This window comes from Vibrio splendidus 12E03, assembly GCF_000272105.2.
GTDB lineage: Bacteria > Pseudomonadota > Gammaproteobacteria > Enterobacterales > Vibrionaceae > Vibrio > Vibrio splendidus_I.
The window spans coordinates 22,798-49,566 of sequence record NZ_AJZD02000093.1; the positions used below are offsets into that span (position 1 = coordinate 22,798).

29 protein-coding genes and 1 tRNA gene are annotated in these 26,769 nt (G+C 44.7%); 13 read left to right on the top strand and 17 right to left on the bottom strand.

Annotation, left to right across the window (positions count from 1 at the left end):
- Positions 1-15 precede the first annotated feature (15 nt).
- The 6 genes from lptB to A142_RS08305 are packed head-to-tail and all read right to left on the bottom strand — an operon-like array spanning position 16 to position 4,307.
- Entirely contained in the window at positions 16-741 is a 726-nt protein-coding gene (lptB, locus tag A142_RS08280) for an LPS export ABC transporter ATP-binding protein (RefSeq protein ID WP_004735304.1), read from the bottom strand.
- Between the two features lie 2 nt (positions 742-743).
- A complete protein-coding gene (lptA, locus tag A142_RS08285) occupies positions 744-1,238 on the bottom strand; it encodes a lipopolysaccharide transport periplasmic protein LptA (protein ID WP_017058914.1) in 495 nt (164 codons plus the stop codon).
- Positions 1,219-1,782, bottom strand: coding sequence for an LPS export ABC transporter periplasmic protein LptC (gene lptC, locus A142_RS08290; RefSeq protein WP_019821456.1), 564 nt, complete (start codon positions 1,780-1,782; stop codon positions 1,219-1,221). Before lptC ends, lptA begins: the two co-directional genes overlap by 20 nt.
- A complete protein-coding gene (kdsC, locus tag A142_RS08295) occupies positions 1,779-2,336 on the bottom strand; it encodes a 3-deoxy-manno-octulosonate-8-phosphatase KdsC (RefSeq protein ID WP_019821458.1) in 558 nt (185 codons plus the stop codon). The genes lptC and kdsC overlap by 4 nt, the downstream gene beginning before the upstream one ends.
- Positions 2,336-3,307: an arabinose-5-phosphate isomerase KdsD gene (gene kdsD, locus A142_RS08300; RefSeq protein WP_017063736.1), complete on the bottom strand. Its 972-nt coding sequence runs from the start codon at positions 3,305-3,307 to the stop codon at positions 2,336-2,338. The genes kdsC and kdsD overlap by 1 nt, the downstream gene beginning before the upstream one ends.
- Before the next feature lie 34 nt (positions 3,308-3,341).
- Complete coding sequence (locus tag A142_RS08305; RefSeq protein WP_019821462.1) at positions 3,342-4,307, bottom strand: calcium/sodium antiporter; 966 nt, start codon at positions 4,305-4,307, stop codon at positions 3,342-3,344.
- Positions 4,308-4,572: 265 nt separating this feature from the next.
- On the opposite strand from A142_RS08305, the gene mlaF reads away from it, so the two are divergent.
- From mlaF to A142_RS08345, 8 genes are all read left to right on the top strand, one after another.
- The gene (mlaF, locus tag A142_RS08310) at positions 4,573-5,367 is read left to right on the top strand and encodes a phospholipid ABC transporter ATP-binding protein MlaF (RefSeq protein WP_019821464.1); all 795 of its coding nucleotides are present in this window, start codon (positions 4,573-4,575) and stop codon (positions 5,365-5,367) included.
- 1 nt (position 5,368) lies between these two features.
- Positions 5,369-6,148 carry a lipid asymmetry maintenance ABC transporter permease subunit MlaE gene (mlaE, locus tag A142_RS08315; protein WP_008220420.1) on the top strand — a complete coding sequence of 260 codons (780 nt, stop codon included), beginning with the start codon at positions 5,369-5,371 and terminating at the stop codon, positions 6,146-6,148.
- Between the two features lie 2 nt (positions 6,149-6,150).
- Entirely contained in the window at positions 6,151-6,642 is a 492-nt protein-coding gene (mlaD, locus tag A142_RS08320; protein WP_019821466.1) for an outer membrane lipid asymmetry maintenance protein MlaD, read from the top strand.
- A 61-nt stretch (positions 6,643-6,703) separates the two neighbouring features.
- Positions 6,704-7,306, top strand: coding sequence for an MlaC/ttg2D family ABC transporter substrate-binding protein (locus A142_RS08325; protein WP_198928595.1), 603 nt, complete (start codon positions 6,704-6,706; stop codon positions 7,304-7,306).
- Positions 7,306-7,614: an STAS domain-containing protein gene (locus tag A142_RS08330; RefSeq protein WP_019821470.1), complete on the top strand. Its 309-nt coding sequence runs from the start codon at positions 7,306-7,308 to the stop codon at positions 7,612-7,614. The genes A142_RS08325 and A142_RS08330 overlap by 1 nt, the downstream gene beginning before the upstream one ends.
- A gap of 13 nt (positions 7,615-7,627) precedes the next feature.
- Positions 7,628-7,882, top strand: coding sequence for a BolA family iron metabolism protein IbaG (gene ibaG / locus A142_RS08335; RefSeq protein ID WP_017058924.1), 255 nt, complete (start codon positions 7,628-7,630; stop codon positions 7,880-7,882).
- Positions 7,883-7,890: 8 nt separating this feature from the next.
- A complete protein-coding gene (gene murA, locus A142_RS08340) occupies positions 7,891-9,156 on the top strand; it encodes a UDP-N-acetylglucosamine 1-carboxyvinyltransferase (protein ID WP_017058925.1) in 1,266 nt (421 codons plus the stop codon).
- 152 nt (positions 9,157-9,308) lie between these two features.
- Entirely contained in the window at positions 9,309-10,034 is a 726-nt protein-coding gene (locus tag A142_RS08345; RefSeq protein ID WP_029405379.1) for a 1-acylglycerol-3-phosphate O-acyltransferase, read from the top strand.
- Positions 10,035-10,158: 124 nt separating this feature from the next.
- On the opposite strand, the gene A142_RS08350 is transcribed toward A142_RS08345, so the two are convergent.
- From A142_RS08350 to arcA, 5 genes are all read right to left on the bottom strand, one after another.
- Complete coding sequence (locus A142_RS08350) at positions 10,159-10,548, bottom strand: RidA family protein (protein WP_004735319.1); 390 nt, start codon at positions 10,546-10,548, stop codon at positions 10,159-10,161.
- 137 nt (positions 10,549-10,685) lie between these two features.
- Positions 10,686-11,147: an aspartate carbamoyltransferase regulatory subunit gene (gene pyrI / locus A142_RS08355; protein ID WP_017058927.1), complete on the bottom strand. Its 462-nt coding sequence runs from the start codon at positions 11,145-11,147 to the stop codon at positions 10,686-10,688.
- Between the two features lie 12 nt (positions 11,148-11,159).
- Positions 11,160-12,089 carry an aspartate carbamoyltransferase gene (pyrB, locus tag A142_RS08360; RefSeq protein WP_012604860.1) on the bottom strand — a complete coding sequence of 310 codons (930 nt, stop codon included), beginning with the start codon at positions 12,087-12,089 and terminating at the stop codon, positions 11,160-11,162.
- 266 nt (positions 12,090-12,355) lie between these two features.
- Positions 12,356-13,360: an ornithine carbamoyltransferase gene (locus A142_RS08365; RefSeq protein WP_019821479.1), complete on the bottom strand. Its 1,005-nt coding sequence runs from the start codon at positions 13,358-13,360 to the stop codon at positions 12,356-12,358.
- A gap of 155 nt (positions 13,361-13,515) precedes the next feature.
- Positions 13,516-14,736, bottom strand: a complete 1,221-nt coding sequence (gene arcA, locus A142_RS08370; protein WP_019821481.1) for an arginine deiminase — start codon at positions 14,734-14,736, stop codon at positions 13,516-13,518.
- A gap of 576 nt (positions 14,737-15,312) precedes the next feature.
- Here arcA and rraB point away from each other — a divergent pair.
- Entirely contained in the window at positions 15,313-15,729 is a 417-nt protein-coding gene (gene rraB, locus A142_RS08375) for a ribonuclease E inhibitor RraB (RefSeq protein WP_017058930.1), read from the top strand.
- Positions 15,730-15,853: 124 nt separating this feature from the next.
- Positions 15,854-16,648, top strand: coding sequence for a glycosyl hydrolase 2 galactose-binding domain-containing protein (locus tag A142_RS08380; protein ID WP_019821484.1), 795 nt, complete (start codon positions 15,854-15,856; stop codon positions 16,646-16,648).
- 49 nt (positions 16,649-16,697) lie between these two features.
- On the opposite strand, the gene A142_RS24265 is transcribed toward A142_RS08380, so the two are convergent.
- From A142_RS24265 to pepA, 5 genes are all read right to left on the bottom strand, one after another.
- Positions 16,698-17,603 carry a bifunctional helix-turn-helix transcriptional regulator/GNAT family N-acetyltransferase gene (locus A142_RS24265; RefSeq protein WP_019821485.1) on the bottom strand — a complete coding sequence of 302 codons (906 nt, stop codon included), beginning with the start codon at positions 17,601-17,603 and terminating at the stop codon, positions 16,698-16,700.
- Between the two features lie 133 nt (positions 17,604-17,736).
- A complete protein-coding gene (locus A142_RS08390; RefSeq protein ID WP_019821487.1) occupies positions 17,737-18,141 on the bottom strand; it encodes a DUF2061 domain-containing protein in 405 nt (134 codons plus the stop codon).
- A 229-nt stretch (positions 18,142-18,370) separates the two neighbouring features.
- A complete protein-coding gene (locus A142_RS08395; protein ID WP_019821489.1) occupies positions 18,371-21,244 on the bottom strand; it encodes a valine--tRNA ligase in 2,874 nt (957 codons plus the stop codon).
- Positions 21,245-21,346: 102 nt separating this feature from the next.
- On the bottom strand, positions 21,347-21,796 hold the full coding sequence (locus tag A142_RS08400; RefSeq protein WP_019821491.1) for a DNA polymerase III subunit chi: 450 nt from the start codon (positions 21,794-21,796) through the stop codon (positions 21,347-21,349).
- Between the two features lie 99 nt (positions 21,797-21,895).
- The gene (pepA, locus tag A142_RS08405) at positions 21,896-23,416 is read right to left on the bottom strand and encodes a leucyl aminopeptidase (protein WP_017058936.1); all 1,521 of its coding nucleotides are present in this window, start codon (positions 23,414-23,416) and stop codon (positions 21,896-21,898) included.
- Between the two features lie 192 nt (positions 23,417-23,608).
- Here pepA and lptF point away from each other — a divergent pair, with 192 nt between their 5' ends.
- Both lptF and lptG read left to right on the top strand, forming a co-directional pair.
- On the top strand, positions 23,609-24,709 hold the full coding sequence (gene lptF / locus A142_RS08410; protein WP_017058937.1) for an LPS export ABC transporter permease LptF: 1,101 nt from the start codon (positions 23,609-23,611) through the stop codon (positions 24,707-24,709).
- A 3-nt stretch (positions 24,710-24,712) separates the two neighbouring features.
- The gene (gene lptG, locus A142_RS08415; RefSeq protein ID WP_017058938.1) at positions 24,713-25,783 is read left to right on the top strand and encodes an LPS export ABC transporter permease LptG; all 1,071 of its coding nucleotides are present in this window, start codon (positions 24,713-24,715) and stop codon (positions 25,781-25,783) included.
- 64 nt (positions 25,784-25,847) lie between these two features.
- Here lptG and A142_RS08420 read toward each other — a convergent pair whose 3' ends face one another.
- Positions 25,848-26,324, bottom strand: coding sequence for an RDD family protein (locus A142_RS08420; protein ID WP_017058939.1), 477 nt, complete (start codon positions 26,322-26,324; stop codon positions 25,848-25,850).
- Between the two features lie 194 nt (positions 26,325-26,518).
- Between A142_RS08420 and A142_RS08425 the strand changes: the two genes are divergently transcribed.
- Positions 26,519-26,603, top strand: a tRNA-Leu gene (locus tag A142_RS08425).
- The last annotated feature ends 166 nt before the right edge of the window (positions 26,604-26,769 follow it).

The following is a 26,769-nucleotide window of genomic DNA, read 5'->3' on the forward strand; positions in this document are numbered from 1 at the left end:
ATACTCTCTATATAATCATAGACGGAATTGTTCGCCTAGATAAACTTGTTTAACTTGTTCGTTATTGAGAACATCTTCAGGAGTACCCTCAGCGATCAGGTGCCCTTGGCTTACGATGTAAGCTTTTTCACACACGTCTAATGTTTCACGAACGTTGTGGTCGGTAATCAAAACGCCCAAGCCACGATCGCGCAGGTGAACAATGATTTTTTTGATATCGATAACCGAGATCGGGTCAACACCAGCGAACGGTTCATCCAGAAGAATGAACTGCGGGTTTGCTGCCAATGCGCGAGCAATCTCAACACGACGACGCTCACCACCTGACAGAGCCATACCATTGCTGGTGCGGATATGTTGGATGTGGAACTCTTCTAGCAGGTCTTCCAGCTTATCTTGGCGTTGTTCGTTGGTCATCTCATCACGGGTTTGTAAAACCGCCATGATGTTGTTCTCTACAGACAACTTACGGAAAATCGATGCTTCTTGAGGCAGGTAACCGATACCAAGACGAGAACGGCTGTGCATTGGCAAGATACTGATGTCTCGGTCATCAATGCTGATGGTACCTTCATCACGCGCAACCAGACCAACAATCATATAGAAAGACGTGGTTTTACCCGCACCGTTAGGTCCAAGCAGACCGACGATCTGGCCTGACTCTACCTGTAAGCTTACATCGGTAACAACCTTACGCTTACTGTAGGTTTTCGCTAGGTTTTTTGCTTTAAGAACAGCCATCGTTACTTATTCACTTCCGTTGGTTGTAAAACCGTTGACACTCGTTTGTTTTCACCACTGTCAGCGACTAATTTCTGAGAACCGATCTGGTAAGTGATCTTAGAACCGCGAATGATGCTGCCATCTTGAGATAGCATCGCATTTTTGGTCATGATCAGTCGGTCGGCAACAAGCTGGTAATGTAGGTCATCAGCTTCGCCGTAGAGTGTCTTACCGTCGTCAGTAAGCTGAGAGAAGGTTGCTGGCTTACCGAAGCCTTGAATCTCTTCAATCTCACCATTTACGGCGTTACGAGTAACAATAACCTTGTCGGCATTGATATTGATGCTGCCTTGTTTAAGGTTCACATCACCAAGGAAAGTCACTTGGTTACTTTTCATATCCAATTGCTGGCTGTCTGAGTCAATGTAGACAGGTTGCTCGCTATCCGAAGACAGAGCATAGACATTAGGTGCCGCAAGGGTCAAAGCGAATAAACTAAGGTGTAAGAGTTTCATATCTACCTTGAACAGAATTAAAGAGGGTTGCATTGTTGGTACCGAAGTTACCTTTCATTGCTTGTCCCTCAGTTTCAAAAAATGTACCGATCATATGGACCGGAGTATCTGAATAAAAATCTCGGCTAGGCAGCTCAACAACCATTTTATCAGTGGTCATTGTATCGAAGCTGGCTTCTGGCAACAGGTTCTTTGCCACAACGTTGTCATAAAAAGTGACAACTTGATTCTTATCCATAATCGCGCGATCAGCGGTGACTTGCCATTCAATCGTGTGCCCTTCACGGAATACCGAAAGAACTGGGTTTTGAAAGTGCGTATCGCCAACCACTGAGTAGTGTTCTAAATATGTCGATTCAACCTGATAGCTGCGAATACCGCTTTCGTCGTAGCTAATGTTGTTCAGGCTTTTGCCACTAAACGCGGGCAGCTCCAAATTGGGAGCCACTTGTATCGTTGATGTTTGCTCTTTGTCGTACAGGTAATAGGTCGACCAAGAGGCAATAAATATGAGTATTAAATAGATAATACGAGTAAAACTCATATGCTTAAACCTTTATGCACGTCGAGTTCATTTCTTGCTTGTAAAATAAGGTCGCAGACTTCACGTACCGCACCATGACCACCGTTAATGGTTGTCACGTAGTTTGCACGCTTTGCAAGTAGCGGGTGCCCATCTGCCACGCAGACCTTCAAGCCAACTTTTTCCATTACAGGCCAATCAATCAGATCGTCTCCGATGTAACCTGTATTTTCAGGGTTTACAGAAAGCTTATCGCAAATATCTTGGTATGCCTTAACTTTATCGTCTTGACCTTGATAAATCAGCTTAATGCCTAGAGCGGTCATACGATTCTCAACAATTTGAGATTTGCGACCCGTGATGATCGCGATTTCAATGCCTGCATTCATCAGTGATTTGATACCGTAACCGTCACGAGTGTGGAAGGTTTTCAGCTCTTCACCGTTGTTGCCCATGTAGATGCGACCATCTGAGAATACGCCGTCTACATCACAAATTAGGAGTTTGATCTCTTTTGCTACTGCAAATACATTAGCATCGACCGTGCCGTATAGAGTTTCGACTGTCTGTGTCATTACATTACTCCTGCTTTCAGTAAGTCATGCATGTTTAGCGCTCCAACCAGTTTACCTTCTTGGCACAACATCAGGCCATTGATGCTCTTAGCTTGCATCAAGTTTAGGCCTTCAACTGCAAGCATGTTGGGTTCAGCTACCGTCGGATTAAGTGTCATTACATCACCGATCTGCGTGTTATGGATATCAACGCGTTTGTCTAAGATACGGCGCAAATCACCATCAGTAAAAATACCGGCCATTTGACCATCTTCACCAACGATGGCCGTCATGCCTAAGCCTTTCTGAGATATCTCTAGTAGAGCGTCTCTTACTAGTGCGTCAGGTGCTACAACAGGAAGTGAATCGCCTGTGTGCATGATGTCGTCGAGCTTCAACAACAGTTGACGACCTAAAGCGCCACCTGGATGAGACAGTGCAAAATCTTGAGCGGTGAAGCCTCGCGCTTGTAAAAGTGCAACGGCTAGTGCATCACCCATCACCAAAGTAGCAGTAGTGCTAGTTGTTGGCGCTAAGCCCAGTGGACATGCTTCTTCTGGTACTGAAATTTGTAAATGGATATCAGACAAGGTCGCCATGTTCGATGCTGGCTTACCTGTCATGCTGATGATCTTAATGTTCAAACGCTTTAATACTGGGAATAGGCTTAGGATTTCTCCCGATTCGCCTGAGTTGGATATTGCGATCACAATATCACCAGGTTCGATCATGCCTAAGTCGCCATGTGCAGCTTCTCCTGGGTGTACAAAGAAAGCCGATGTCCCGGTACTTGCCAATGTGGCTGCGATTTTATTGCCAATGTGGCCTGATTTACCCATGCCCATCACAACGACTTTGCCTTTGTTGTTTAGGATAAGGTCGCAAGCTTTACAAAAATCATCATTAAAATATTGGTCTAATTGAGTGAGACCTGCAACTTCGGTTTCCAAAACTTGTTTTGCGACACTGCGGTAATCAAATGGCTGAGACATCAAATACTCCAAGTACGGGAAGTTAAATCAACAATTAAGCCGACATGTTCATTAGTAGGTAACTTTGGTAGACAACGAATGTTACGATTAACACGCCGCCTTCAATACGATTCACGCTACGAGATTTCCCTAGTGCCATGACCACAAGCAGTAGCGATACGCCCAGCATTACCCAGAAGTCGCGACCCATCGCAAACTCGCTCAAGATCGAAGGGTTTAGGATGCCCGGGATACCCATAACAGCAAGGATGTTGAATACGTTTGAACCAATGATATTGCCCACGGCCATATCATCTTCACCTTTCATAACACCGGCTAGTGATGCTGCAAGCTCAGGCAGACTAGTACCTACGGCAATGATGGTTAGACCAATCACAAGGTCGCTCATGCCAAAGTATTTCGCGATGATTACCGCATTATCAACCAGCATATCAGCAGCTAAAGGCAGGATGATCAGACCAATCACCACCCACATTGCGGCTTTAGGGTTGCTTACGCCCTCTGGGATTTCTGATTCTTGCTCGTCAAGGAAGGCATCACCGTTCTTTTTCTCACTGCGGCTGATTTGTAGCATGGCAAACAAGAAAGCGCCGAAAAGAACAAATAACAACACGCCTTCGTAGAAACCTAAATGGTTATCCCAAAGTAGTGCGCCAGCTAATAAAGTGACACCTATCATCAAAGGTAGTTCACGACGAATTACGCCTGAGCTGATTGATAGCGGCTTGATAAGGGCTGTAATACCTAAAATTAGCGCGATATTGGCGATGTTTGAGCCTAATACGTTACCTACAGCGGTATCGGTTTTGCCATCAAGCGCTGCTGTAGCTGAAACCATCATTTCAGGAGCCGAAGACCCCATTGCTAAGATCGTCATACCGATAACTAGTGGTGAGATACCGAAGTTGCGAGCAAGAGCAGCGGCGCCGTAAACCAGCTTATCTGCACTCCACACCAAAAAACCTAGACCGATAATAAGAAACGCAATCGCTTCAAGCATGATGATTCCTAAAAAATTAATAAAAAACGGAGAATTAACCGCTAATTTTGACCTGTTGCTAGATAAAAGGGAAGTCACTCGGCAAATTAATTACCAGTTAGCAGGCAAGAAAGAGAGCTCAATAGATAATTTTCTAATGCTTTCAAATCCCTGCATAGATTCCTGTTTAATATGAATTAATTGAACAGTGCTTTTAATTCTAAAGTAGACTCATTATTATTGCAGCCATAATTGGCGTTTTTTAAAGCAAGGAAACAACAAAAATATGTTGAACACTGAGCTTGTGAAAGTTAAAAACCTCAGCTTCTCACGCGGTGAGCGCGTTATCTTTGACGACATCAGTTTAGAGGTGCCTCAAGGCAAAATAACCGCAATCATGGGGCCGTCTGGGATCGGCAAAACGACTTTACTGCGTTTGATCGGTGGGCAATTGCCGCCAGATGAAGGCGAAGTTTGGTTTGATGGCGACAATATCCCTGCATTATCACGTCGAAAGCTGTATCAAGCACGTAAAAAAATGAGCATGCTATTTCAATCGGGTGCGCTTTTTACGGATCTCAATGTCTTTGATAATGTGGCGTTTCCGCTGCGAGAGCACACTGAACTTAATGAAAAATTCATTCGTACCATCGTATTACTTAAGCTTGAAGCGGTGGGATTACGTGGTGCTGCGCAATTGATGCCGAGTGAGTTGTCTGGCGGAATGGCTAGGCGTGCCGCACTGGCGCGCGCAATCGCACTGGATCCAGAACTTATCATGTACGATGAGCCGTTTGTTGGCCAAGACCCCATCACCATGGGCGTATTGGTTGAATTGATACGAAATCTCAATCAAGCCTTGGGCTTAACCTCGATTGTTGTTTCTCACGACGTGCCTGAGGTGATGAGTATTGCTGATTGGGTTTACCTCATGGCGGATAGCAAGATCATTGCTGCTGGAACACCTGATGAGTTGTACAACAATAGCGATCCGAGAGTGCAGCAATTTTTGCAAGGCGAAGCTGATGGCCCCGTACCATTTAGATTCCCTGCGAAGAGCTTAGAAAAGGATTTGTTTTAATATGATTGCTAAAACTATTGCGGGTGTCGGTAAGCGCACACTTGCGATCTGTGAGTCATTTGGTCGAGCAAGCCTGATGTTATTTGGGGCTTTGTTTGGCATCCCGCGACTAAAAAACTTCCCTTTATTAGTAAAACAACTTTATAGCGTTGGCGTTCAGTCATTGGCTATTATTTTAGTTTCGGGTCTGTTCATTGGCATGGTGCTCAGCCTGCAGGGCTATGTCGTGTTAATTGACTACGGCGCTGAGGGTAACCTTGGCCAAATGGTCGCGCTTTCACTGTTACGTGAGCTGGGGCCTGTGGTGACTGCGTTATTATTTGCAGGTCGAGCCGGTTCAGCACTCACGGCAGAGATTGGTTTAATGAAGGCAACAGAGCAGATCTCAAGCCTTGAGATGATGGCCGTTGACCCTCTTAAACGCATAATTGCACCACGTCTTTGGGCCGGGCTTATCTCAATGCCATTGCTTGCTATGATCTTTATGGCGGTAGGCATTTGGGGCGGTCAGTTAGTGGGTGTTGATTGGAAAGGTATTGATCACGGCAGTTTCTGGTCTGCGATGCAGTCTTCAGTTGAGCTTGGCCGAGATATTGGTAACAGCATGATCAAATGTATGGTCTTCGCTATCACCGTAACTTGGATCGCACTTTTCAATGGTTATGACGCGGTACCGACTTCTGAAGGTATCAGTCAGGCAACCACACGCACTGTAGTGCACTCTTCTCTAGCGGTACTAGGGCTAGATTTTGTTCTTACCGCATTGATGTTTGGGAATTAATCATGCAACAAACTCGAAAATTAGAATTATGGGTCGGTACCTTTGTTATTGCCGGAATTTGCGCAATCTTAATCATGATCTTTCAAGTCGCTGACGTAAAAGGCATAGGTTCGAACCATACTTACAATCTAAAAGCGACCTTTGACAACATTGGCAGCCTAAAAGTTCGTTCTCCAGTGAAAGTGGGTGGCGTCGTTGTTGGACGAGTTAAAAGTATTGAACTTGATACCGAGAGCTACCTTCCTGTCGTGGAACTGTCTATTGACGGGAAGTACTCACAATTTCCAGATACCTCTAGTGCTCAAATCTTAACATCTGGCTTAATCGGTGAGCAGTACATCAGCTTGGTGCCGGGTTTCATTTTTGATGATGAAGAGATGTTGGTTGATGGTGACTCGATTGAAGACACCAAATCAGCATTAGTACTAGAAGATTTGATTGGCCAAGTGCTGTATAGCGTTGGTGGTTCTGATGATAGCGAAGCTAAGGAGTAGACACATGTTAAAGACGAATAACTTATTCAAGGTATGGTTTCTAACAGCCGTCGCTTTTCTTATGTCGGCTCAAGCTTTTGCTGCAGAGTCGATTGATCGTACTCAGCCATACCAGATGATGACTCAAGTAGCAGAAGTTGCATTTGAGCGTTTGAAGAGTGAACAAGACAACATCCACCAAGACCCAGAATTATTGAAGGTCATTGTGGAAGAAGAGTTGATGCCTTATGTGAATGCGCAATATGCAGCACTTAAGTTACTTGGGCCAAACTTGAAAGGCGCGGATAGAAAAGACGTGGGCGTGTTTATCGATTCATTCCGTAAATACCTGGTTTCTTCTTATGCCCAAGTGCTGACTCAATACACAGATCAGACGATTGAATTTGGTCCAGAACCAAAAATCAAAGCGGATAGCCGCATTACGAGCATCAAGGTTGATATCATCGATACGCCGCGACCAAACATTAAGCTTGAATTTAAGCTTCGCAAAGACAAGAAATCTGGCGAGTGGAAAGCATTTGATATGGTTGCCGAAGGTATTAGCCTGTTGTCGAGCAAGCAATCGGAGTGGAATACTAAGATTCGTCAAGAAGGCATCTTACAAGTTGCTGACGAACTAGAGAAATTAGCAGCACAACCGATTCGTTTTGAGAGTAACAAATAATGAGCCATTCTCAATGGCAAGCACTAAGCTCTAAAGAGTATCAACTGCTCGGTGATCTAGACCGAGACAGTGTCCCTGCAATCTGGCGTATATTGGAAAAGTGGCAAACGACGGAATCGAGCGTTGAAATTGACCTTAGCCATATAAATCGCGTCGATTCAGCAGGAATGGTGATGCTAATTCACTTATTAGAGCATGCAAAAAATCAAAACTGTCATATAATGCTCAGTTTCGTGCCAGAACAATTACGAACGTTGTTCCAATTGAGCAATATCCAGCCAATGATGGCAGAACACATAAAAAATTAGGCAGGAGCTATTTGTGGACAGCACAAAAGTACAAGAATTATTAGCAGAAGCACTGAACCTTCAGGAAATTTTCGTGAAAGGGGAAGGCAGTCATTACGAAGTTGTTGCGGTTGATCCATGTTTTGACGGCATGAATCGAGTTAAGAAGCAGCAACTAATCTACGGCCCACTAATGGAATACATTCAACGCAATGACATCCATGCTCTTTCCATTAAGGCTTTCACGCCGGAAGAGTGGGAACGTGATAAGAAACTGATGTCACTTTAAGGTTTATGATGGAAAAGTTTCGAGTTATTGGATCGGATAAGCCGCTAAGCGGTGAAGTGACGATCTCAGGCGCAAAAAATGCAGCGCTACCTATCTTATTTGCTTCAATTCTTGCTGAAGAGCCAGTGGAAGTAAGTAACGTTCCTCACCTACGTGACATCGATACTACGATGGAACTGCTTAAGCGTTTAGGCGCAAAAGTATCACGTAATGGCAGTGTTCATGTTGATGGCAGCGAAATTAATGAATTTTGTGCGCCTTACGATTTAGTGAAAACAATGCGTGCTTCTATCTGGGCTTTAGGTCCTCTAGTGGCTCGTTTTGGTGAAGGCCAAGTTTCACTTCCAGGCGGTTGTGCAATTGGTGCTCGACCTGTTGATCTACATATCCACGGCCTAGAGCAACTAGGTGCGACCATTAAGTTGGAAGATGGTTATGTGAAAGCAAGTGTTGATGGCCGTCTGAAAGGCGCGCACATCGTGATGGATAAAGTAAGTGTGGGTGCCACCATTACTATCATGTGTGCAGCAACGCTAGCGGAAGGAACAACAGTACTCGATAACTCAGCGCGTGAGCCTGAGATTGTTGATACAGCTGACTTCCTAAACAAACTGGGTGCTAAAATTTCTGGCGCAGGTACAGATACGATTACTATCGAAGGCGTTGAACGTCTTGGTGGTGGCCAACATTCTGTGGTTGCTGACCGTATTGAAACAGGTACTTTCCTGGTTGCTGCTGCTGTTTCTGGCGGTAAAGTGGTTTGTCGCAACACCAACGCTCATCTTCTTGAAGCTGCCTTAGCGAAGCTTGAAGAAGCGGGTGCGAAGGTTGAAACGGGCGAAGACTGGATCAGTCTTGATATGACGGGTCGTGAGCTGAAAGCGGTGAAAATCGTAACGGCACCTCACCCTGGTTTCCCAACCGACATGCAAGCACAGTTTACTCTGCTTAACATGATGGCGAAGGGCAGTGGTGTTATCACTGAGACTATCTTTGAAAACCGTTTTATGCACATTCCTGAGTTACAGCGAATGGGTGCAAAAGCGGAAATCGAAGGCAACACGGCTATCTGTGGTGAAACGGAAAAACTGAGCGGCGCTCAAGTAATGGCAACGGACCTTCGCGCATCTGCGAGCCTTGTTATTGCTGGCTGTATTGCTCAAGGCGAAACCATCGTTGACCGTATTTATCACATCGATCGTGGCTACGATAAGATTGAAGATAAATTGTCAGCCTTAGGCGCAAACATTACACGATTTAGTGAGTCGAACTAACCTAGGTTAGTGGATTCATGAATCAGTAAGATGAAAACATAAAAGTCGGAACCTTGGTTTCGGCTTTTTTATAGTTGTATTTACCGCGAGTAAATCTATTGCTTATTTTTGCGCGAATAGATGAATCAACTTGGCGGTCGGTGAGGAACAAAATGATAGCAATATTACGTATTTTCGCAGTGGCGATATTTGCGATTCTTATGTTTGTATTTGGTTGTGGTTACTGCCTATTAAGTCCACGCAATCCAAAACACGTATTTACCTTTGGCCGTTATTTCGGTCGAATGTCGAAGATCTTCGGCATGAAGTTAGAGCTTCGCATCCCAGAAGATGCCTACTCTCGCGGCCAACATGTTTATGTAGCGAACCACCAAAACAGCTGGGATCTATTCACGATTTCATCAGCGGTAACGCCCAAAGTAGTGACGGTTGGTAAGAAAAGCCTAGTGTGGATGCCTCTATTTGGTCAGCTTTACTGGTTAACGGGTAACATCCTAATTGACCGTGCTAACCGCAGCAAAGCGGTAGGTACGATTGATCAGGTCGTGACGAGTCTAAAAGAGAGCGATGTTTCAGTTTGGATGTTCCCTGAGGGCACTCGTTCTCGTGGCTGTGGTCTGCTGCCATTCAAAACAGGTGCATTCCATGCTGCGATTGGTGCTGGTTTGCCTATCATCCCTATCGTATGTAGCTCAACCGGTGGCGTGAAGCTAAACCGTTGGAACAATGGTCACGTGATTGTTGAAATGCTGCCACCAATCAGCACTGAAGGCTACGACAAGTCTAATGTTCGTGAACTGGCTAACCTAGCTCGTGAGCAGATGGCTGATAAGCTTGAAGAGTTAGACAAAGAAGTGGTTGAGCTTAATAAAAAGTAATTATCTAAGCGAAACGATGAACAATAAAAAAGGTTGCCAACGGGGCAACCTTTTTTGTATCTGATAAACGTCCAGCATTTTGCCAATTCGTTTACTAGAAACCATTTATTCTAGAGAGAAAAACCTATTTGCGAACCGCAATAGCTTCGATCTCGATACCTACATCTTTTGGTAGACGAGCTACTTCAACACATGAACGTGCAGGGTAGTTTGCAACGCCGTGCTCATCGAAGAATTTGCCGTAAACCTCGTTTACTGTGCCGAAGTCGTTTAGGTCTTTAACGAATACCGTTAGTTTTACGATGTCTTTTACAGTAAGGCCTGAAGCTTCAACAACCGCTTGAACGTTGTCTAGAGATTGGCGAGCTTGCTCTGCGATATCAGCAGATACTTCACCAGTTGCTGGGTTTACTGGGATTTGACCAGAAGTCAGTACCATGTTACCAAGGTCAACGCCTTGTACGTATGGGCCGATTGCAGCTGGAGCAGATTCTGTGTGAAGTACTTTAGTCATTGGTTTATTCCATCAGTTATTAGATAAAAATCAATTTTCAGTGTGCCTTCAAACTTTGGATAGGTAAAGCGTAAAATACCCCGCACAGGCGAGGTATTTGATAGTTTTTACATTCGGTCTTCTTTGCCGTATTGACGTTATCTTTCTGTCACGATCTCACGAGAGAAGACTTTTTCGCAATACTTACACTTCAATCGAATATCTTCTTTCTTTTCAAAGATCTTAAAGCTGCTTTCAACCGGTTCATTGTGAGTAATACAGTTTGTATTTGGACACTCGAACACATCGTTGATCTGCTCAGGAAGTTCTAGTGGTAGCTTCTTAACCACTTCGTAATCTTCGATTTGATTCACGGTTGCGTGAGGTGCGTAAAGAGCCAGCTTGCTCGCCTGTTCTTCAGTGATAAACACATTCTCAATCTTGAGCAGGTCTTTTCCGCCTAGTGCCGAAGAGGGCAGGTTTAGGCCAATCGTCACGCGCTGATGAGAGTTGTGCATGTCGAACAGTTTTAGCACTTTGATCCCGATATTGGCAGGGATATGGTCGATAACAGTACCGTTTCTGATTGCTTCAACTTTTAATTGAGTCTCTTTAGACATGATATCTCTCCTCTACAGCGTTTCGTTAAGAACAAGGGCTAGCAATGCTTCACGAGCGTAAACACCATTCTCTGCTTGCTGGAAGTAGTAAGCGTAAGGTGTTTTATCGACATCGACAGTAATTTCATCAACGCGAGGAAGAGGGTGCAAAACCTTCAGGTTATCGCGTGCATTTTCCAGCATCGAAGCGGTCAGGATGTATGCGGATTTGATGTGCGCGTATTCTGACTCATCGAAGCGCTCCTTTTGAACTCGAGTCATGTACAAGACATCAAGCTCAGGAATCACATCTTCCATGTCGGTCAGTAGTTGGTACTTGATACCCGCTTCATCAAGTTCTTCACAAATGTAGTCTGGCATCGCCAACGCTTCTGGCGCCACAAAGTAGAAACAGATGTTGTCGAATTTCGCTAGTGCTTGCGTCAACGAGTGAACCGTACGGCCGTACTTAAGGTCACCAACGAATGCAACGTTTAGGTTGTCGAGGCGGCCTTGTGTCTCAGCGATAGAGAACAGGTCTAATAACGTTTGTGTTGGGTGTTGGTTTGCGCCGTCACCTGCGTTAATAACAGGTACACCGTTTGAGAACTCAGAAGCCAGACGCGCTGCGCCTTCTTGAGGGTGACGCATCACGTAAGCATCAACGTATGAAGAGATAACCTGTACCGAGTCCGCTAACGTTTCGCCTTTCTTTGCCAAAGAAGTGTTACCACCACTGTCGAAACCAATCACATCACCACCGATGCGTTGAATCGCAGTTTCAAAAGAGAGACGAGTTCGCGTAGAAGGTTCGAAGAAGCAGCTGGCAACAACTTTGTTCTTGATGAGTTCTGGGTTTGGTTCAGCCTTTAGCTGACCTGCCGTTTGAACAATTAATTCTAGCTCTTCACGAGAAAGCTCTGGAATTGAGATGATGTGCTTTTGATAGAGCGAATTCGCCATGATCTTCTTCCCCACAATAATGTATTGGCCATAAAAAAGCCCCCCATAATGGGAGGCTTTAAAAAAGTGCTGAAAAGCAGAATAGACGGCCTGGTAAGCATCTTAGCTTACGAGCAATATTTGGTGTTTTCACAATATTACTATGTGTTATCACAATATTGGTTGGCGTCATTTTCACTACTCTCAGACAAATTGCCGAGAATTATACGCTTTCAATTTGTGAGCGCAAGCGATTACATCAAGCTTTTGTTTACTTTCAATATTCGCTATTGGCCTAGTGTCGCAACCATTACCGCTTTGATGGTATGCATGCGATTCTCAGCTTCATCAAACACAATTGAGTAATCCGATTCAAAGACTTCGTCAGTGACTTCTAAACCGTTCATTCCATACTTATCTGCGACTTGCTGGCCGATCACGGTTTCATTGTTGTGGAAAGCGGGCAGGCAGTGCATGAATTTCACTTGAGGGTTACCAGTGAGCTTAATAACATCCATATTCACTTGGTAAGGCGTCATAACTGCAACACGTTCGTCCCAAGCTTCTGGTGCTTCGCCCATCGAAACCCAAACATCAGTATAAAGGAAATCACAGCCTTTCACGCCTTCAGCAACGTCTTCCGTTAGAGTGATTTTAGCACCTGTGCTTTGCGCGATAGCTTGGCACTCTTCGACAAGTTGCTCTTCTGGCCAGAATGCTTTAGGCGCGACAAGGCGAATATCCATGCCCATCTTCGCGGCACCGACTAACAGAGAGTTACCCATGTTATTGCGTGCATCGCCTAGATAAGCAAAGCTGATTTGGTGCAGATGTTTTCCGCGGCCATGCTCAAGCATAGTGAGGAAATCAGCCAAGATCTGAGTAGGGTGGAACTCATCGGTTAAGCCGTTCCAAACCGGCACGCCAGCATAAGCGCCTAAGTCTTCAACGATACTTTGACCAAAGCCACGATATTCGATGCCATCGTACATACGTCCCAATACACGCGCCGTATCTTTCATTGATTCTTTTTGACCAATTTGAGAACCAGAAGGGCCAAGGTAAGAGACCTGAGCACCTTGATCAAAGGCGGCCACTTCAAACGCACATCGTGTTCGAGTTGATGCTTTCTCGAAGATCAAAGCAATGTTTTTGCCGTTGAGTTTCTTCTGTTCCGTACCTGCATACTTAGCTTTTTTTAGGTCAGCAGACAGGTCGAGTAAAAACTGAATCTCTTTAGGAGTAAAGTCGAGAAGTTTTAGAAAGTTACGATTGCGAAGATTAAAGGCCATCTCTCGCTCCTTGCATATATAGAATCAATGAAGAACTCAGTTAAACATAAAAATGCTATATTTGTGAATATTTATTTTATTTAATTGATAAAAAAGGCCAGTACAATGGTACTGGCCTAGATAAGTGATTGTGTTTGCTCTATTGAGTTATCAGCTTAGATACCGTCTCTTTCGATAGGGCAACTCATACAGCGCGCGCCGCCACGACCACGGCCTAGCTCGTTGCCAGGAATCGTTAGAACTTCGATACCCGCTTTGTCGTATTTCTCATTGGTGTAAACATTACGCTCATAACCAATCACGGTACCAGGTTTCACTGTCAGTACGTTGTTAGCGTCATTCCACTGTTCACGCTCAGCTTCGTAGTTATCACCGCCGGTAGTGATGATCTTCAGTTGATCAAGGCCTAGTGCGCCTTCAATCGCTGACAGGTAGTTTTCAGCTTTCTCGACACGCATTTCGCCGTTTTCTTTTGGCGTTAAGCGCCAAGTGTCGAGGTCTTTACGAACGATCTCTGGATAGACAGAGAACGTGTCGATATCCATGTGTGTCATCACCGTATCAAGGTGCATACAAGAGCGGTGTTTTGGTAGATCGATCGCAATCACTTCGGTAGCTTGGCCTGATCTAAATAAGCTAGCCGCTAGGTTTTCGACACCTTGTGGTTTAGTACGCTCTGAAATACCAACCAGTACCGCACCTTTACCGATAACCAGTACGTCACCGCCTTCAATGTTAGCGTTGTCGTAGTGAAGGTCTTCATCACCAAAGTACTTAATGAAATCTTGACCTGCGAACACTGGGTGCCAGCGGTAGATAGCACGCAGGTGATTCGTTTCACGTTGACGTGCCGGTTTCATCATCGGGTTAAGCGATACACCGCCGTAAACCCAGCAAGAAGTATCTCGCGTAAATAGGTGGTTAGGCAGTGGCTCGATAACGAAATCGAGTGGTCGATGCATTTTAGGCAGCATCGATGATGATTTGATAGGAAGCTCAGAGTAAGCCAGACCACCGAGTAAGATCGTTGCTAGATGCTCATTGTCCATTTGAGCAAGGTAGTTTCTTAAGTCACGGGCGAAAGTCGGCCCATAACGGAAATCTGAGATTTGAGTATTCAGCAACCACTCACGAGCCTGAGATACGGCAAGCGTTTCTACTAGAAGGTCGTGCAGCAGTAGCACTTCTACGTCTTGGCTGCGCAGCGTTTCTGCAAAGGCATCATGTTCTTCACCAGCGGCTTCAACGGCAAGTACATCATCAAATAGAAGATCATGACAGTTTGAAGGGGTGAGGTGGGTGAGTGCTCTTTCAGGTCTATTTAGGAGAACTCGTCTCAATTGACCGACTTCGGAGCCAACGTACAGCTTACTCATTTTGCATCCTTACTATTAATCCAGCGTCTATTTATGACAAGCTTGTCCGTAATATGCAAGTTTTGTAGATTGAGTTAATACAAGGTATTTGGCTAATAATTGGTCATAAAACCTGTAATTTTTAAGTTTATACAGATTAAATTCCAACTAACTGACTATCGAGCGGAACAACGTTTTTGAGGATCTATGCTCAATTCGTGGCTTGTTAGAATTTAATTTTGCTTATTAATCGTGATTTTTTATTCACTATTATGCACTTTTTGATAACAAGCTGAGGATTTATGCACCCCAAAAGCGGTTTAGCGTATGCACCTAACGTGACTAATCACGCAAGTTTTATTCAATAAGATCTAAAGTGGTCATAAAAACGAAATGCTAAAATACGGCGCAGTTAATAAAATGTTGAAAATTTGTTTCTGTGATTTTGATTTCACTTTTGAATTGATATTGGCTCTGCGATCTCGCGATAAACTTACCTTTCTAGGCCTGATCTGGGTGGCTTTTCTGGACGATCCGTGCCATATTTCGTGGCAATCAAATTTGATCTTTTCATAGTCAACACTCTGGAGCAGACACATGTCTCACGAAGATGAATATCTATCAGTAGCGGAATTAATTGAATTTCAAAAGGAAGAGACTCGCGACATCATTACAGCATTAATTGAAGATGGTAGCGATCCTGAAGCTCTATACGATATCGAGCATCACCTATTTGCTGAAGATTTCGATGTGCTTGAGAAAGCGGTTGTTGAAGCATTCAAAATGGGCTTTGAAGTGCTTGAAGCTGAAGAGACAGAAGACGAAGATGGCAATAAGCTACTTTGTTGTGATGCAACGATGCAATGTACTCTGAATGCAGAAGCGATTGATGAGCAAGTTGAGAAGCTTGTAAACCTTGCAGAGAAGTTTGACATTATCTACGACGGTTGGGGCACTTACTACGAAGGTGAAGATGCTATCTACCCAGACGAAGATGATGAAGGCGAAGAGTAATTCTTTCCCAGTTTTAAAAGATGCCAGCCTCGAGCTGGCATTTTTTACCCTCAGAAAAATAAATGTCTTTATATGCATTCATTCATTATAATGCGGTCAAAATTGATCTAGCTCAAGGAATGGTATGCGGTTGCTTCTCGATGGTCTTTGGCAAATTTCGCCACTGACGGATCTCTCTATCCCACAAGATGACATCACTTTTCCGGCTCCGTTAAGCTCAAAGCTACCTGATAGCTTGAGTGAAAATGAAATTGTAGAGCAAGAGTGGCACCTGATGCACGACATCGAAGTAGATGACGCTATGTTGGCGTGTCCATTTGTTGAGTTAGTGATGGCAGGAGTCGATTACTTTGCTGAAGTTCGACTTAATGGTGTGGCTGTGTTTGATTGTGATGGTAGCCAAGCTGAATACCGTAAAGATATCCGTCCTTATATGCAGTCCGGCCGAAACCGTTTCGAGATCCTTTTCCTTGAAGAAGAGGAGAGCCTGTTACTTGAAGAGGATATGGATCCGTCTATCTCTTCACAGGCTATCGCTAAATCTGATTCACGTATCGGGATTTGGCAAGCGCCATACCTGCAATTCGTTCGAAACGTCAAGCTAGAGCAAGTTGTTACAGAGCAGATTTGGCACCACGGTGGTGGCTGTGAGTTTAAAGTGGATGTTATCTATCAAACGCTAAAGGCGGGGTTAGTATCGGCATCCATCAAGTTTAATGGTATGACACTCGTAATGCCGATCGATGTGCGCGCAGAACATACTGGCGTCGTGTTCCAGGTTGAGGCGCCTATCATTTTTGATATTGAGAACCCTAACCCTAAGCATCTATACCCATTAGAAGTGGTACTTGATGGGCAAGAAGAGAGTTCTTTTGTTGCCTTGAACCCAACCTCTTGCGTCAGTAACTTTCTACGTTAACTCCGTATATTTTAGCGCTATCTTCTTTCGCTATAGCGACGCATTCTGCTTATAACGACTTGGCCATGACAACCTCACAAGCGTCGTGGCCTGTTTCTCCCCAAGCTGACTCGAGATGCTCAAACCCAAACTTCTCATAGAGTTTGACCGCAGCACCCAAGCACTCCGTCGTTTCTAAATACATGTGTTGATACCCAAGTTGCTTGGCTTGCTTTAAGCTCAAAGCGACAATTCGCTTGGCTAGGCCATGCCCTCGAGTTTGCGGTAAGAAGTACATCTTTTGTAGCTCACACACATTGGGTTTACCTGCTAGAGGGGCAAAGCCACCGCCTCCGACGATCTTTCCGTTGTGTTCGATAACCCAGTACATTGCATTCGCTTGGCTATAGACAGAGTACATATCATCGAGTGTTGGATCGGCCACGCCATAACCTTTATCTTCTGTGAGTCCATGCTCAGCCGAAACTTGGCGAATGACTTCGGCTAATTGTTGGTTGTCTGACTCTGTGAGTGGACGCAATACAAACTCATCCGCTTGGCATACTTTCGTTAGCCCTTTTAAATAGCTCTCAAGTCCTTGCTTAAGCAGTTGTTGTTCGTTGTCATTGAGTGTCGAGATTACTTTTTCAAAGAAGATGCTTTGCTGCTGGTCGAGTTGAGATAACGCATCAATACCTTGAGCGGTCAGGGCGACTAATTGGCTACGCTTGTCTGTTGGGTTCTCTAGGCTCTCAACTAAACCAAGCTTGATCAGACCCGTGACAGTGCGGCTAGCATTGGATTTATCTACGTTGAGTTGCTGCGCCAATTGGTTGATGGTGATTGGCTGCAACTGGATTTCACCAAGAGTATGAGCCTGGACTGGAGTGAGGTCGACATCACCACACTGTTTATCAAGCATGCCAAGTAAACGAACCGTTTGACGAGAATAGTCTCTTAACTGTTGAGAATTCATAACTACCTACCTTTGAATTAAGAAATAAAGTTGCGCACCGCAATTAATTTAATTGCGGTGCGCAATTTTGTCAATGGTAAGCTGAATTTTGTTATTCGAAGCAGGTTATTTCAATCGCTCAGTGAGCTTTAGATTAAGCGTGTTGATGTAAGCAAAATGGAGCTTGTGCTGTTTGGCTTTCAGCTTTTCGTAACCAGACTTTCTCGTGGAAGTAGTAAGCAACTGTATTTAAAGTTGGCTCTAGCAAGGCCATCACACCGCCGATGAAAGCATCTCCAGTCAACAAGTAGACAACAGTAAAGGCAACACTAAAGTGGATGGTAGCAAAGCTTGCTGTTTTTAATTTGGTCATCCACTGACGAGCTTTAAGAGCAAGAACTTGAGCCCAGGCTTTTTCATGAAAATAGAAGGCAACAGTATTCACAGAGGGCTCAATCATAGCGATTAAGCTACCAATTAAGATGTTGCCTGTTAGTACATAAGCGACACTAAATGCGATAGTAAAATGTAATGCAGCAAAGGTTAGTGTCTTTTTCATGATAATTACTCAATCGTTGTGTTGTTTCGATAGGTCTATTATTGAGAATTATTATCATTAAGTATAATGGGGAGTAGAGATTAATTTGATAGATGAAACCTATCAATCCGTGAGGCTAAAGTGAAAAGCATTGGAATATTAGAATCAGGGACATAAAAAAAGGCTGGTCACCAAGAACCAACCTTTCTATTTAGAGCGAGAAGTTCTAAGGCTTCTCGTTCACTCGGTTTTAAAGCGCAGCGATTGTTGCTTTTTGCTCTTCAAGCTTCACAAGAGTCTCTTGGTAGCCTTCAAGTTTTTCACGCTCTTTCGCGATAACCGCTTCTGGCGCTTTAGCAACGAAACCTTCGTTACCTAGCTTACCTTCGATACGCTTAATCTCGCCGTGAGTCTTCGCTACTTCTTTATCTAGACGAGCAAGCTCAGCATCTTTGTCGATAAGACCCGCCATTGGGATCATCAGCTCAGATTTTCCAACAAGTTTAGTTGCACAAGCAGGAGTCTCTTCGCCGTCTGCTAGAACTTTAATATCGTCTAGCTTAGCTAGAGAGTTCAGAACGATCTTGTTCGCTTCGATACGAGCAGCATCTTTCTCATCAGCCACTTTGATCATTACTTCTAAGCCTTGGCTTGGTGCAATGTCGTATTCCGCACGTAGGTTACGGATAGCTGTGATGAAAGTCTTAACCCACTCGATGTCTTCAACGATCTCAGCATTGAAGTTATCTTCGTTAAACTGAGGAAGCGCTTGAGTCATGATTGTCTCGCCTTCAACACCGTCTACTAGCGGCTTAACACTCTGCCAGATAGATTCAGTGATGTAAGGAAGAACAGGGTGAGCAAGACGTAGAGTCTTCTCAAGAACCGTGATAAGCGTGTAACGAGTCGCTTGTTGTTGAGCTTCAGTACCTTTCCAAAGAACAGGTTTAGTTAGCTCTAGGTACCAGTCACAGAATTGATTCCAGATGAATTCGTAAAGCGTGTTTGCTGCCATGTCTAGACGGTAGTTGTCTAGGTGAGCGTTAAACTCTTTCGCTGCAACTTCAAACTGAGATTCAATCCACTTATCCGCTAGAGAGAATTCCATGTTTGCACGGTCTGGAGCAGACAGTGACATGCCACAATCGTGTTCTTCTGTGTTCATCAGTACGTAACGGCTTGCATTCCATAGCTTGTTACAGAAGTTACGGTAACCTTCAAGACGCTTCATGTCCCAGTTGATGTCACGACCAGTTGAAGCCATAGCAGCAAGAGTGAAACGCAGTGCGTCAGTACCGTATGGTTCGATACCGTTTTCGAAAGTCTTACGTGTTGCTTTTTCGATTTTAGCAGCCAGTTTAGGTTGCATCATGTTGCCACAACGCTTCTCTACTAGCTCTTCAAGACCGATGCCATCAATCATGTCGATTGGGTCAAGTACGTTACCTTTCGACTTAGACATTTTGTCGCCGTTTTCATCACGGATAAGACCCGTCATGTAAACCGTTTTGAAAGGTACTTGAGCCTTGCCATCTTCATCTTTCACGAAGTGCATGGTCATCATGATCATACGTGCAACCCAGAAGAAGATAATATCAAAACCGGATACTAGAACTTCAGATGGGTGGAATGTTTTCAGCGCTTCAGTATCTTCAGGCCAGCCTTGTGTGCCGAACGTCCAAAGTGCAGAAGAGAACCAAGTGTCTAGTACGTCGTCGTCTTGCTTAAGCACAACAACTGGCGCTAGGTTGTTCTTTTCACGAACTTCTTCTTCAGTGCGACCTACGTAAACTTTACCATCGTTGTCGTACCATGCTGGGATACGGTGACCCCACCAAAGTTGACGAGAGATACACCAGTCTTGCACGTCACGCATCCACGCGAAGTACATGTTTTCGTACTGCTTAGGTACAAACTGGATCTGACCATCTTCAACGGCTTTAACTGCAGGTTCTGCAAGAGGCGCAGTGCGTACATACCACTGGTCGGTTAGCATTGGTTCAATAACCACGCCACCACGGTCGCCGTAAGGGACAGTCAGGTCGTGATCTTTGATCTCTTCAAGAAGACCAAGCTCATCGAATTCAGCAACGATAGCTTTACGTGCAGCAAAACGCTCCATGCCTTGGTATTTAGCAGGGATGTCAGTTGAGTAAACATCGCTTTCTTCGCCGTTGGTTGTGAAGACTTCAGCAGCATCACGGATATCAGCGTTGAACGTTAGGATGTTGATCATTGGTAGGTTGTTGCGTTTACCAACTTCGTAATCGTTAAAGTCGTGAGCTGGTGTGATCTTCACACAACCTGTGCCTTTTTCCATGTCAGCGTGCTCATCGCCTACGATAGGGATAAGACGGTTCACAACTGGAAGTAGGATTTCTTTACCGATAAGATCTTTGTAACGAGGATCTTCTGGGTTAACAGCAACGCCAGTATCGCCAAGCATGGTTTCTGGACGCGTCGTCGCTACAACGATGTAGTCTTTACCATCTGCCGTTTTAACACCGTTCGCTAGCGGGTAGCGGAAGTGCCACATGAAACCTTTTTTGTCTTTGTTTTCAACTTCAAGATCCGAGATTGCAGTGTGCAGTTTAGGATCCCAGTTTACTAGACGTTTACCACGGTAGATTAGGTCTTCTTCGTAAAGACGAACGAACACTTCTTGAGTCGCAGCTGATAGGCCGTCATCCATAGTGAATCGTTCACGATCCCAATCTACAGATGCACCAAGACGACGAAGTTGTTGAGTGATCGTGCCACCTGATTCGCCTTTCCATTCCCAGATTTTGTCGATGAAAGCTTCACGGCCGTAGTCGTGTTTTGTTTTGCCTTCTTCAGCAGCAATCTTACGCTCAACAACCATTTGAGTTGCGATACCAGCGTGGTCAGTACCCACTTGCCAAAGCGTGTTTTTGCCTTTCATACGTTGAGCACGGATAAGCGTATCCATGATCGTATCTTGGAACGCGTGACCCATGTGTAGGCTGCCAGTGACGTTCGGTGGCGGGATCATGATGCTGTAAGCTTCTTTTGATGTGTCACCGTGTGGCTTAAAGTAGCCTTTCTCTTCCCAAGTCTTATACAGAGCTTGTTCGATTGATGTTGGGTTGTATGTCTTTTCCATAGTGCTCTTAAACGGATACTGTGAATGGTTAATCGTGGTCAAACTTCATAAGTGAAGCTTCTTGAATCTAAATCCAAAGATAGCTTTAACTATGAGGTTTGACTATGGATGTTGAATCTTGATAGTTTGTAGCTGATATCCAGCCTGACGGTAAATTTTATACCTTTCTCGAGCGAGTTGCTTAGCTTTTTCTTCGCAAGGGACGAAGTCTATCACCTGAGCAAAGGCGTTCGCAAAGGTTGTATGATTATCGGCCAGATTAATTACTAGCTGACGATTCCAATTATGTTTTACGCCTTGATAGCCAATTTCGATGTTGGTTGAATACTTCGGGCCTTCGCCAACCAAGTTGTGCGCAATAAAATCACAGGGTTCGACTTGCCAGAAAACTTCAGCAATACGCTCGGCATGCTCTTTGTCATTACAGTTGAGATAAAGTTTAGCGCCTTGTTTTGCAAAGTGCTGAGCAAGAAACAGCACATAGTGAGCAAAACCATCTTCGCTGGCTTGCGGGCTGTCTGAAGGCACAATGTAAAATGTAGCAGTCTGCATACTTAATACTCGAACTGAAAATCGTGGATATCAATGTTACTTGGTTAACAGGGTCTAACAAATAGCGCTTATTAAAAAAGGGCCCGTAGGCCCTTTTTATTATTTTGAAGATTGCTCTTCAGTCTCTTGGCCGCTGCGGTTCAATAAGAATTGGACTAGCATTGAGACAGGACGACCTGTCGAGCCTTTCGCTGCGCCTGACTTCCAAGCAGTACCAGCACTGTCGATATGTGCCCAGTGGTACTTCTTAGTGAATTTAGACAGGAAGCAACCAGCAGTAATTGTGCCGCCAGGACGGCCACCGATGTTCGCCATATCAGCGAATGGGCTGTTTAGCTGCTCATGGTACTCGTCTGCCATAGGTAGACGCCATGCACGGTCACTTGCCTGCTCAGAAGCATTAACAAGTTCGTGAGAAAGTGGGTTGTGGTTCGATAGAACGCCACTGATGTGATGACCTAGAGCGATAACACATGCGCCAGTTAGCGTAGCAACATCGACAACACAATCTGGTTCAAAACGCTCAACGTAAGTTAGAGCATCACATAGAACCAAGCGACCTTCAGCATCAGTATTGAGTACTTCAACCGTTTGGCCTGACATTGTCGTTAGGATATCACCTGGACGGTAAGCATTGCTGCCCGGCATGTTTTCACAACCGGCTAGGATACCAACCACGTTAATAGGCAGGTTAAGCTTAGCCAGTGCTTTCATTGTACCGAATACAGACGCCGCACCACACATGTCGTACTTCATCTCATCCATGCCTTCACCAGGCTTAAGCGAGATACCGCCTGAATCGAAAGTCAGACCTTTACCTACTAATACAATCGGCTTCGCATCTGGATCCGGAGCGCCTTTGTATTCCATGATAGACATCATAGATTCATTTTTAGAGCCACGGCCAACTGCTAGGTATGATGTCATACCCAGTTTTTCCATTTCTTCTTCGCCAATGATCTTAGTCTTCACTGTCTCGTAATCGTCGGCTAAACGACGTGCTTGAGAAGCAAGGTAAGCAGGGTTTGCGATGTTTGGTGGCATGTTGCCTAGATCTTTAGACGCTTTTACACCTGAAGCAATAGCAAGGCCGTGAGAGATTGCTTTCTCACCCAGGCTCAATTCGCGACGTGTTGGTACGTTGAATACCAATTTACGTAGTGGGCGACGAGTCTCTGGTTTGTTGCTCTTGAATTGGTCAAATGTGTAAAGACCATCTTTAGTCGCTTCTACTGCTTGGCGAACTTTCCAATAAGTGTCGCGACCTTTAACGTGAAGTTCTGTAAGGAAACATACTGCTTCCATAGAACCTGTTTCGTTTAGTGTGCTGATGGTTTTTTGGATAATTTCTTTGTATTGACGTTCGCCTAGCTCACGTTCTTTACCACAGCCTACCAGTAGAACACGTTCTGAAAGTACACCAGGTACTTGATGCAGTAGTAGCATCTGGCCAGGTTTACCCTCTAGATCACCGCGACGAAGCAGTGAACTAATGTAGCCATCGCTAATCTTATCTAATTGCTCGGCTACTGGAGAAAGGCGGCGCGGTTCGAATACACCGACAACGATACATGCGCTGCGCTGTTTCTCTGGGCTGCCACTTTTTACACTGAACTCCATGCGTACTCCTACATCCTGAAGACAAATCGAACTAAATGTTAGATAATGGGTTCTTACTTGTTGGATCCTATAATGGAACTAACCTTAATGAAGAACGCTAACACTTAGCTAAAAATTTAAAAAAATAAAAGGTTCAACGGGAAATTATAGTGATTCAATCAAAAAAACAAGTTTTGTATAGGTAATTTGAGCGTGATTATTGTTAGATATTTGATCCGCGAGACAATCAAGAGCCAATTTGCGATCTTTTTTGTTCTCTTTCTCGTGTTTCTCAGCCAAAAATTCATCAGTGTTTTAGCGGACGCCTCTGATGGTGATATCCCTGCGAGTCTTATATTGTCGATTGTTGGCTTAAATATGCCAGCGATGGGCCTATTGATGCTTCCACTCAGTATCTATATTGGTATTTTGCTTACTTTTGGCCGCCTTTACGCTGAAAGTGAAATAGTGGTCATGAACGCCACCGGTATCGGTAATAAATTCCTGATCCAATCTGCGCTCTACCTCGCTTTGATTACGGCGTCTGTTGCAGCCTTTAACTCATTTTGGCTATCTCCTTGGTCACAAGACAAAGTTGAACAAATGTATGAAGAAGTAGCCGCAGAGAACAGCGTTGATTTACTACCAAAAGGTAAGTTTGAAGGTACGCCGGATGGTTCTTCTGTCGTGTTTATCGATGATATCGACGGTAATAAGTTAGAAAATGTGTTCGTTGCTCAAATGCGTCCGCGTGATTCTGTACTGCCAAGTGTGATGTTCTCGAAGTCAGGTGATGTAAAAGAGCTCAGTGATGGTCGCCAAGTGATCGTAATGTACGATGGTACTCGTCATGAAGGCATTCCGACTCGCCTCGACTACAGGGTGACGCACTTTGAAGAATACGAAGGCCTGATTGGTCAGCGTGAAGTTGAGAAGAAAGGTCGAGACTGGGAAGCGATCCCTACGCTTGAACTGATTGGTAACTCAAATAATAGTGCGAAAGCAGAGTTGCAGTGGCGTATTTCTTTGGTACTTTGTATTCCATTGTTGACCATGCTTGTCGTGCCACTGTCTGCGGTAAACCCTCGACAAGGTCGTTTTGCGAAAATCGGCCCAGCAATACTGATTTATCTCACCTATTTCTTAGCAATCAGTGCAACCAAGTCTTCAATTGAAGAGGGGAGCATTCCTGCGGTAATCGGCATGTGGCCAATCAATGCGTTATTGTTATTTGTCGCGATTGGTGCAAACTTTATGGATAGCGTGCCAGTAAGGCGTTTGAAAGAAAAATTCAAGAATAAGAGGTTGGCTTAAGCCGTGTTTAAGATTCTCGATTTATATATAGGCAGAACCATCATCGCAACGACGTCACTGGTATTGGTGACGTTTGTTGGTCTCTCTGGGATCATCAAATATGTAGAACAGCTGAGAAAAGTTGGCCGTGGTACATACGATCTATTACAAGCGCTGTACTTTGTTTTACTGAGTATCCCTCGTGATATCGAAATGTTCTTTCCAATGGCTGCATTGCTTGGTGCGTTGATTGGGCTTGGTATGCTTGCTGCAAGTTCTGAGCTTGTCGTTATGCAGGCAGCTGGTTTCTCTAAGTTAGATATCGGCCTATCGGTACTTAAAACGGCTATTCCACTGATGATCGTGGTGACGTTGCTTGGTCAGTGGGGTGCACCGCAAGCACAGAAAATGGCTCGTGATTTAAGAACCATCTCGATTGCTGGTGGTAATATTATTTCGACGCAAAGTGGTGTCTGGGCTCGTGATGCCAATGACTTCATCTTCATTGTCAAAATCGATGACCAGAAGCTATATGGAATGAACATGTGGCGCTTTGATGAAAACAAGGCACTTAAGACCGCTATTTATTCTGACGAAGTTGATTACGTTGGAGACAACGTTTGGACGATGAAGGATGTGGAGATCACGTCTTTTGAAAACGAACTTCAAATTACCAAAGAAAGCCTACCAACTTACTCCTGGGAAACATCATTAGCTCCAGATAAGTTGGCGATAGTAACGGTTAAGCCAGAAGAGCTGTCGTTAAGTGGGTTGTATGATTATGTTTCTTATCTGAAGGCGTCAGAGCAAGACGCATCACGCTATGAATTGGCGCTGTGGAGAAAGATAACCCAGCCAATTTCGATCGCGGTTATGATGTTGATGGCACTGTCGTTTATCTTTGGTCCTTTGCGTAGTGTGACCATGGGTGCGAGGATTCTGTCAGGTGTTATTGCCGGCTTTACCTTCTATATATCCAGTGAGTTCTTTGGCCCGGTGAGTTTGGTTTATCAAATACCGCCCGCCTTTGGCGCAATAGCCCCGAGCGTGGTGTTCCTTGGAATTGCCATCATGCTCTTGAGGCGGAAACTGTAAATAGAAAAAAGGAAGGCATAACGCCTTCCTTTTTTGATCTTGATTGGAGCTAACTTAAATCACATTATCGTGCTTGTGGTAACACAACGACTTCGGTCTTTGCCCAGATATCGTGAAAGCCACGTTTTTCAGGATCGAATGGAACACATAGGTTTGCCAATCCAAAACCTGAAGTACCTAAACGAATCAGCGCCTGAGTTACAGTGATAGCTGAGCCATCTTTGTTTTGAACGCGCAGCTTCCAAGCCCTCATACCGAGAGTTTGACCAGCTCTAGTCCAGAAGAACACGAAGAAATATACCCAAACGGCCACTAAGTAAAAGGTATATGCAGGGCTCCAAATCGGATGGTTGGTTAAGAAGTCACTAACATCGGCATATCCGCTGTGGTTAAAAATGCCGAGAGCCATGAGCGCGTGCAGTAGAGCGACAATGACGCCAGCCGCCAACATTTCAATAGCGATTACGATCAGAGCGTCGTAGAACAAGGCACCAAATCGGCGCATGACTCCTGCTGGTGGCAGAGTGTTTGTTGATGTCATGTGTTATTACTTCTTTAAAAATTGAGGCGTCAGAATATAGTTTAAGGCTTAGCGTGAAAAGAGACATGACGCACAGCTTATGACTTAGTGGCGAAATTATCGGCAAACACACATGAATTCAAGTTTTTATACTTGCCACATCAGTTCGCATACGTATAATGCCAAACATCGAAAGGGCAATGCCCCAAGATAATGCCGGTATGGTGAAATTGGTATACACGACGGATTCAAAATCCGTTGCCTTCGGGCGTGGCGGTTCAAGTCCGCCTACCGGTACCATATTTTAAGATAGAGCCTCAACGAAAGTTGGGGCTTTGTTGTATCTGGAGTCTGGAAAGCGTTGCCTTCGCGGTGGCGGCAGGAATGCCTGTCCAATCAGTCCGCCTACCGGTACCATATTTTAAGACAGAGCCTCAACGAAAGTTGGGGCTTTGTTGTATCTGGA